The 8,603-nt window shown below is 68.8% G+C and carries 5 protein-coding genes and 2 rRNA genes (1 of these 7 only partly in view); 1 reads left to right on the forward strand and 6 read right to left on the reverse strand.

All coding sequences use genetic code 11. The features are described from left to right. Nucleotides 1-87: 87 nt before the first annotated feature. From RLT57_RS09680 to mtnA, 4 genes are all read right to left on the reverse strand, one after another. On the reverse strand, nucleotides 88-1,926 hold the full coding sequence (locus RLT57_RS09680) for an LpqB family beta-propeller domain-containing protein (protein WP_311296966.1): 1,839 nt from the start codon (nucleotides 1,924-1,926) through the stop codon (nucleotides 88-90). Further along, entirely contained in the window at nucleotides 1,926-3,845 is a 1,920-nt protein-coding gene (mtrB, locus tag RLT57_RS09685) for an MtrAB system histidine kinase MtrB (protein ID WP_311300650.1), read from the reverse strand. The genes RLT57_RS09680 and mtrB overlap by 1 nt, the downstream gene beginning before the upstream one ends. A 52-nt stretch (nucleotides 3,846-3,897) precedes the next feature. Next, a complete protein-coding gene (mtrA, locus tag RLT57_RS09690) occupies nucleotides 3,898-4,587 on the reverse strand; it encodes an MtrAB system response regulator MtrA (protein ID WP_311300651.1) in 690 nt (229 codons plus the stop codon). 198 nt (nucleotides 4,588-4,785) lie between these two features. Further along, nucleotides 4,786-5,835, reverse strand: coding sequence for an S-methyl-5-thioribose-1-phosphate isomerase (gene mtnA, locus RLT57_RS09695; RefSeq protein WP_311296967.1), 1,050 nt, complete (start codon nucleotides 5,833-5,835; stop codon nucleotides 4,786-4,788). Nucleotides 5,836-6,266: 431 nt separating this feature from the next. Between mtnA and RLT57_RS09700 the strand changes: the two genes are divergently transcribed. After that, a complete protein-coding gene (locus tag RLT57_RS09700; protein WP_311296968.1) occupies nucleotides 6,267-7,199 on the forward strand; it encodes a glycerophosphoryl diester phosphodiesterase membrane domain-containing protein in 933 nt (310 codons plus the stop codon). Between the two features lie 144 nt (nucleotides 7,200-7,343). On the opposite strand, the gene rrf is transcribed toward RLT57_RS09700, so the two are convergent. Beyond that, a 5S ribosomal RNA gene (gene rrf, locus RLT57_RS09705) occupies nucleotides 7,344-7,460 on the reverse strand. Nucleotides 7,461-7,559: 99 nt separating this feature from the next. Beyond that, nucleotides 7,560-8,603: ribosomal RNA gene (locus RLT57_RS09710) — 23S ribosomal RNA — on the reverse strand; it runs 2,083 nt beyond the window's last position.

Here is an 8,603-nt window from a genome sequence, read left to right on the forward strand (position 1 = left end):
GGGCGACCGGCGCCGCCAGTCACTCGTTCGAGGGCTGTGGACAACTCCCGGCCCGCGAACACGCCGGCCGAACCGCCCGCCCCCGCCTCAGCCGGGATAGACCGGACTGGCACCCGGCGGCGAGACCTGCTTCCAGTTGGAGTCCGCGGGGAGCACGTAGACACCACCGTTGTAGGACATCAGCAGCGGCTTGCTCTGGTCCTCCGAGGCCGCCACGGAAGTCGCCTCGTTTATCCCCTGCAGCGCGGGCGCCGTCGAACCGTCGGTGTTCAGGTACTGGATCTGCCGCACCTCACCGGTCTCGGTACCGAGCACCACCAGTTGGCTGGCCCCCGCCCACGCCACCGAGGCGACGTTCTCGCCGGGAGGACTGAGAACCCGCAGCGCCGACACCACGAAGTCGTCCGGATGCTGCTCGGTGCCCCGCCGGATCCGGCCGAGCTGCAACGTCACCGACGCGCCCTGTCGCACGATCAGCGCGATGCGCACCCCGTCGGAGGAGACCCGCAGCGACTCCACCCGCCCGTCCAGGTCCGGCACCAGCACCCGGTGGGGCATTCCCTTCCCGTCCCGCAGCACGAGCAGTCGCGGATCGTTCGGATCGCGGTCGGCCACCCACAGATCGCCGAGCCCGTCCCAGCTCGGGGCGGTGAGCCCGTCCTTCCTCGGATCCGCCGCGGTGCTCTTCAGCGCCACCGGCCCGAACGGCCCGTCCCCGATCAGCGGACCGACGACCAGGTCACGGCCGTTGGTGCGGACGCCCGCCGCCGCGCCCTGATCCCGCCGTACCGCGACTGAGCCCAGGTCGGCCTTGTCCGTACCGAACGGCCCCGGCACCGCCGTCGCCGTCGTGCCGGTGCCGGTGCCGCTCAACGTCAGCAGTCGATGGCCGTCCGCCGCGATGTAGTACGGCCGGGGCGCCGCTCCGGCCAGGCTCTCCGGGCTGTAGGACAGCGCCTGGAGCCGGGTGAGACCGCAGAGCGTGCCGCCACCGGCCCGCTGCACCCCGACCGAGGCCAGTTGCGCCGACGCCTGCGCCTGCGCGGTGGTGAACAGCTGCGCCGCCAGCAGCACGCAGCTCTGCCCCGTCAGCCGAGCCGCACCGGCACCGTCCAGCCGCACCCGCAGCCGCTGGGAGTCGTCGAGCGTCACACCGCCGTCCGACGCCTTGCCGTCCAAGCGCGCACCGGTTGGCGCCGCGCTGGTCACCACCGGCGCCAACCAGCCCGTCGGACCGCCCAGCAGCGCCGAGACCGCGGACACCAGCGGGTCGGCCTCCTGGTTGCGCAGGTACACCGGGTCGGCCACGAGCCGCTGCTTGCCGCCGTTTCGCAGGGCGTCGGCTCCGAGCTTGGCGAAGTAGTACATGTTCGCCGAGTGGTAGAGCCGCTGGAAGTCCGTCTCGGAGAGGATCAAGCCGTCCTGCAGGCCGTCGATCCGCCATCCGTTCTTCTGCTTGACCACATGGAAGGACGCCCGGAAGTCGCCCTGCTCCGGCTGGTAGGCGTGCTTGACGTCCACCACCGCCCGCCGGGCGGCGGACAGGCTGACCATCGTGGCGTCCTTGTCGTCGGCTCCGCCGTCGTCGGTCACCTGCAAGTCGTTGGACGAGTACACGGTGATCCCCTCCAGCGGGTTCCACTTCGCGGCCGCGTCCTTCGACAGGTACTTCTTCGCCGTCGCGAAGTCCGTCTCGCTGCCCGTCGTCGCCTCGAGGAACCCGCTGACGATCTCCGCCGGGCCCTCGTCGGCCGTCGGTGCGAAGGGGAACACCCGCACCTGTGGATCGGAGTCGGCCCGCTGCCCGTCGCCGACCTTGCGCACCTCGCCACTGCTGGGCATGGAGGCGCACCCCGCCAGCAGCAACGCCGCACACGCCGGCAGCACACCGAACAGCAGTCGGCCCCGGCTCCTCACCGCACGCATCAGACGTCGTCCTCCCGAAGCGCTTCCCTGCGCTCCACCACGCGTGCGCCGTTGCCGGGCAGCGCGGCCGGGTCCGCGGCCGGCGCGTGCGCCGGGACGCCCGGCACCGGCGGTATCCCCGGTATCTGCGGCGGGTACCCGGGCTCCCGCCCCCACCCGCCTTCGGCCTTCGTGTCGTCGGCCGCACCCGTACGCGGCGGCGGCAGGGCGACGGGCGCCGCGACCCGCGCCGGCAGACCGGAGGAGAGCAGGCCGCGGTTGCGCCGCGAGTCGTCCGGCTCCAGCGGTACCGGCGATCCCCGCAGGCTGTCACCCGCGGTCCGCGGCAGTGTCATCCGGAACTGCGAGCCACCGCCCGGCTCGCCCCACGCCTGCAGCCAGCCGCCGTGCAACCTTGCGTCCTCCACCGCGATCGACAGGCCGAGGCCGGTCCCCCCGGTGGTACGCGCCCGCGCCGGATCGGCCCGCCAGAACCGGTTGAAGACCCGTGTCGCCTCGCCCGGCTTCAGCCCGACACCGTAGTCCCGCACCGCGACCGCCACCGCGCCGTCGGCGGTCGCCAGTCTTACCACCACGTCCCGGCCCTCGCCGTGCTCGATGGCGTTGACCACCAGGTTGCGCAGTATGCGCTCCACCCGGCGGGGGTCCGCCTCCGCTATCACCGGCTGCGCGTCGCCGCGGGTCACCACCCGACTGCCCTTGCGCTCGGCGAGCGGCTCGGCGGCGTCCACCACCCGGCGGACCACCTCACGCAGGTCTATCGGCTCCGCCGACAGCTCCGCCGCACCCGCGTCGAACCGGCTGATCTCCAGCAGGTCGGACAGCAGCGACTCGAACCGGTCGAGCTGGTTCTGCAGCAGCTCGGCGGACCTAGCCGTCACCGGATCGAAGTCCCCCCGCACGTCATGGATGACGTCCGCCGCCATCCGCACCGTCGTCAGCGGCGTCCGCAGCTCGTGCGACACGTCGGAGACGAAGCGGCGCTGCATCCGCGAGAGGTCCTCCAGCTGCTGGATCTTGCTCTGCAGGTTCTGCGCCATCTTGTTGAAGGACTCGCCGAGCCGGGCGATGTCGTCCTCGCCGGTGACCTGCATCCGTTCCTGCAAGCGGCCGGCCGCCAGCCGCTCGGCGATACCGGCCGCCATCCGTACCGGCGTGACGACCTGCCGCGTCACCAGCCAGGCGATCGCGCCGAGCAGCACCACCACGAAGATCCCCGCGGTCGCCAAGGTGCCCTTGACCAGACCGAGGGTCTTCTCCTCCTGGTCGAACGGGAACAGGTAGTACAGCTCGTACGGACTCCCGTCGATGTCCGTCAGCCGCTTGCCGATGGCCAGCGCCCGCTGCGGCGGATCGCCGTCGCTGGTCCTGGCCAGCGTGTACTGCTCGACCGCCCCGGAATGCTTCTCCACCGCGTCGCGCAGCGAGGCCGGGATACTCGCGTCGGGCAGGATGCTGCCCGAGCCACGCGGCCCGCGTGCGTTGACGACCCCCTCGCCGAAAGTCTGCTCACTGCCCGCGCCGGGGCTCAGCGTGACAATCCAGTAGACGCCTTTGCCGCCGCTGGCGAACTGCTCGACCAGGCTGGTCAGCCAGTCCCCGGAGTGGACCGCGCCCTGCGGGCTGCCGACACCCGGGGCGCCCGACGACGACTGGCTGCCCGTGGAGGCCATTTCCTGCGCGATGTGGAACCCGCCGGTCGCCTGGTTCTCCGCGGCCTTCTCCTTGGCGTCGAGCAGCCCGTTCTTGACCTGCCCGATCACCACGAAGCCCAGCAGCAGCACCACACCGACCGACATCAGCAGGGTGAAGGCGACCACCCGCAGCTGGATGTTCCGCCGCCACAGCCGCACCGCCGGCTGGAGCGGACGCCGAACCCACCGTACACATGAGCGGATCACCGGCTGCAGACCCCGCATCGGATCGGCCAGCCGGTTCTCCAAGCGCTCACGCTCGTACGAAGCGCACATGTCAGCCCGGTCCGGCCTTGTATCCGACGCCGCGGACCGTCACGACGATCTCCGGACGCTCAGGGTCCTGCTCCACCTTGGAGCGCAGCCGCTGTACATGCACATTCACCAGGCGGGTGTCGGCGGCGTGCCGATAGCCCCAGACCTGCTCCAGCAGCACCTCCCGGGTGAACACCTGCCACGGCTTGCGGGCAAGGGCCACCAGCAGATCGAACTCAAGCGGCGTCAGCGCGATCGGCTGCCCGTCGCGCTTCACCGAGTGACCGGCGACGTCGATCACGAGATCACCGATCGCCAACTGCTCCGGCGTCGGCTCCTCGGCCCGCCGCAACCGCGCCCTGACCCGCGCCACCAGCTCCTTCGGCTTGAACGGCTTGATGACGTAGTCGTCCGCCCCCGACTCGAGGCCCACCACCACATCCACCGTGTCGCTCTTCGCCGTGAGCATCACGATCGGCACACCGGACTCCGCCCGGATCTGCCGGCACACGTCAATACCGTCCCGCCCCGGCAGCATCAGATCCAGCAGCACCAGATCAGGCTTGGCCTCCCGGAATGCCGCCAGTGCCTTGTCACCGTCCGCGCAGAACGACGGCTCGAAACCCTCTCCACGCAGCACGATGCCAAGCATCTCTGACAGCGCAGTGTCGTCGTCGACGACCAGGACACGTCCCTTCATACCGACCATCATCCCATTTGCATATCGATACTGGTGACCTTTGATGATCGAGGTCACGCTACGCGACCATTGTCCATGGTTGTCCGCAGATGCGCCGCCCCCCGTTGTCAGCCTGTGGATAACCTGCCGGTGAGAAAACCTGAGAACCGGTCCGCGACCGCGCGGCAACCGGACCGACGGCGGTCCGGCGTCAGCCGTACACCGCCGCCGTCAGCCGCAGACCGCCGCCAGCCGTTCCGCCGTCACCGGCGACACGACTCCGTTCTCCGTCACGATCGCCGTGATCAGCTCCGGCGGTGTCACGTCGAAGGCCGGGTTGTACGCCTGCGTGCCCAGTGGTGACGGTGCGAGGTCGGTCACCTCGCTGCCAGTCCGCTGCTCCACCTCGATCGAAGCACCGTCCGGCGTTCTCAGGTCCACCGTAGTGGTCGGCGCCACAACGATGAACGGCACATGGTGATAGCGGGCGAGCACCGCCAGCGGATACGAGCCCACCTTGTTCGCCGTCGCACCGTCCGCCGCGATCCGGTCCGCCCCCACCAGCACCGCGTCCACCTCACCCGCGGTGAACAGCGAGCCCGCCGCGTTGTCCGCGAGCAGGGTGTACGGCATCCCCGCCCGCGCCGCCTCGTACGCCGTCAGCCGCGCACCCTGCAACAGCGGACGCGTCTCGTCCACCCACAGCCGCCGCAGCTCCCCCGCCCGGTGCGCCGCCAGGACCACGCCCAGCGCGGTTCCCTCCCCGCCCGACACCAGAGCGCCGGTGTTGCAGTGGGTCAGGATCCGGTACCCACCGCCCGGCGCGACCTCCGCGAGCAGCCGCCCGCCGTGCTCGGCCATCGCCGTGCTGGCCGCCGCGTCCTCCGCGTGCACCGCCCGCGCCTCGGCGAGCGTTGCCGCCGCCGCCTGCTCCGGGGCGGCGCTCCGGAACGCCTCCAGTGCCCGCCGGACCCCGTACTCCAGGTTGACGGCCGTCGGCCGGGCGTGCGCCAGCAGCTCCGCGGCGTCCTCCACGTCGTAGCCGCGGGCTGCCGCCAACGCGATCCCGTACGCACCCGCCAGTCCCAGCAGGGGCGCGCCGCGTACCGCGAGCGAACGGATCGCCGCCACCAGTCCCTGCACGTCCGTACACACCAGCTCGACCTCCTCCTGCGGAAGCCGTGTCTGGTCGAGGAGCACCAGCACCGGGCCCTCAGGCGGGGACTCCCATCGCAGAGGGGGAATGGTGTCGTTCTCAGGTTGCGTGAAGTGATCACCCATCCCTCCAGTCTGCCCTGCCAAGCCGCGATGACAGCAGCCCATGACACGATGGGCGGCCAGTAGAGCAAGCGCGCAACACGAAGGGGCAGCCTCCGATGACCAACGCTCCGGGCTCCGAATCGCCCGGATCCTCCTCCGACTCCCCAGAGCCGGACGACGGCCAGAGCCCCGCCTCAGCTCCTCCCGAACCAGCCGTTCCCCCGGCCACCGCCGGCCACCCGCCCCGCTGGTCACCGCGGCAGCCACCGCCCGTGGGCGGCTGGGCGCACTGGACCCCGCCGCCCGGAGCCCGGCCACCCCAGGGAGCCGGACCGCGTTGGGGCGGCAACTGGGGAGCGCCGGCACCGGGGGCGGGCGGGAGTTGGCAACCCACCGGCTGGCAGCGGCCTCAAGCACCGAAGCCCGGGGTCATCCCGCTTCGGCCGCTCACCGTGGGGGATCTGCTGGACGGCGCCTTCTCCACGCTGCGTCTGCACTGGCGGGCGATTCTCCTGGCCACCTTCGCGATCGCCCTGGTTACAGAAGGTGTCGCCGTCGTCGTCCAAGGGCTGTTCCTCGACGACACCCGGATCAACGACCTCAAGGACAATCCCGACCCGAGCGTCCGCGACATCCTGCACGCGGTCAGCGGCTCCTTCGCCGCCCTGGGTCTGACGTCCATGGTCACCATGATCGGTACGGGTCTCGCCACCGGCCTGCTCGCGCTGGTCGCCGGCCGCTCCGTCCTCGGCCGCACGGTGAGTCCCCGGGACCTGTGGCGCGACGCCAGACCGCGGGTACCCCAGTTGCTGGGTCTGACCCTGCTGGTCGTGGTCGTCCTCGGCGCGGTCCTCACTCTCTCTGCCCTACCGGGCATCCTCGTCGCCCTGGCCGGCGCGGAGGACGGCGGCGCGGCGCTGGGATCGCTCGGACTCATCGGCGGCACCGTCACGTGCGTCTGGCTGTGGGTCCAGTGGAGCCTCGCCGCACCCGCGCTGACGTTGGAAAAGCAGGGTGTCGTGGCGGCGATGAAGCGTTCCGCGAAGTTGGTACGGAATTCGTGGTGGCGAGTCATCGGTATCCAGATCGTCGCCGTTCTGATCGCCACACTCATGGGCACCATCGTCGAGATTCCGTTCAGTCTCATCGGCTCCGCCGTCAGCGGCGACGATGTCTCCTCGCTCTTCGGCTCCGAGGGCAATCCGGGCTGGACGTACCTCGTCATCACCGGTGTCGGCCAGGTTCTGTCCTCGACCATCACCCTGCCGATCAGCGCCGGCGTCACCGCGCTGCTGTACATGGACCAGCGCATTCGCCGCGAGTCCCTGGACCTCGATCTTGTACGCGCTGCCGCCGCGCAGACCGACGCGAACACCGTGTCCTGAAAGAAGGCCGGGCCAGGGCGGGGGGCTCTCGGGAGTGGTAGCCCAAAGCCCCCGCCGCTTCTGTCCCGGCGGCACAGCCGGAGCATAAAAAAGAGGCCCGGCGTCGGATCCTGTTCGGATCCGAGGCCGGGCCTCTCACTATTTGTTCGGCGGTGTCCTACTCTCCCACAGGGTCCCCCCTGCAGTACCATCGGCGCTGAAAGGCTTAGCTTCCGGGTTCGGAATGTAACCGGGCGTTTCCCTAACGCTATGACCACCGAAACACCACGAAACACACACCACCCCACACACCCCACAAAAACAGGAGCAGGGAATACGGCGGCTGATTGTTTCAGAACCACACAGTGGACGCGAGCACACATGGACAAGCCCTCGGCCTATTAGTACCGGTCAGCTCCACCCCTCACAAGGCTTCCACATCCGGCCTATCAACCCAGTCGTCTACTGGGAGCCTTACCCCATCACGTGGGTGGGAGCCCTCATCTCGAAGCAGGCTTCCCGCTTAGATGCTTTCAGCGGTTATCCCTCCCGAACGTAGCCAACCAGCCATGCCCTTGGCAGAACAACTGGCACACCAGAGGTCCGTCCGTCCCGGTCCTCTCGTACTAGGGACAGCCCTTCTCAAGACTCCAACGCGCGCAGCGGATAGGGACCGAACTGTCTCACGACGTTCTAAACCCAGCTCGCGTACCGCTTTAATGGGCGAACAGCCCAACCCTTGGGACCGACTCCAGCCCCAGGATGCGACGAGCCGACATCGAGGTGCCAAACCATCCCGTCGATATGGACTCTTGGGGAAGATCAGCCTGTTATCCCCGGGGTACCTTTTATCCGTTGAGCGACGGCGCTTCCACAAGCCACCGCCGGATCACTAGTCCCTACTTTCGTACCTGCTCGACCCGTCAGTCTCACAGTCAAGCTCCCTTGTGCACTTACACTCAACACCTGATTACCAACCAGGCTGAGGGAACCTTTGGGCGCCTCCGTTACCCTTTAGGAGGCAACCGCCCCAGTTAAACTACCCACCAGACACTGTCCCTGATCCGGATCACGGACCGAGGTTAGACATCCAGCACGACCAGAGTGGTATTTCAACGACGACTCCACCACGGCTGGCGCCGCGACTTCACAGTCTCCCACCTATCCTACACAAGCCGAACCGAACACCAATATCAAGCTATAGTAAAGGTCCCGGGGTCTTTCCGTCCTGCTGCGCGAAACGAGCATCTTTACTCGTAGTGCAATTTCACCGGGCCTATGGTTGAGACAGTCGAGAAGTCGTTACGCCATTCGTGCAGGTCGGAACTTACCCGACAAGGAATTTCGCTACCTTAGGATGGTTATAGTTACCACCGCCGTTTACTGGCGCTTAAGTTCTCAGCCTCGCCACACCCGAAGGCACGA

Origin of the sequence: Streptomyces sp. ITFR-21, assembly GCF_031844685.1 — a bacterium.
Taxonomy (GTDB): domain Bacteria; phylum Actinomycetota; class Actinomycetes; order Streptomycetales; family Streptomycetaceae; genus Actinacidiphila.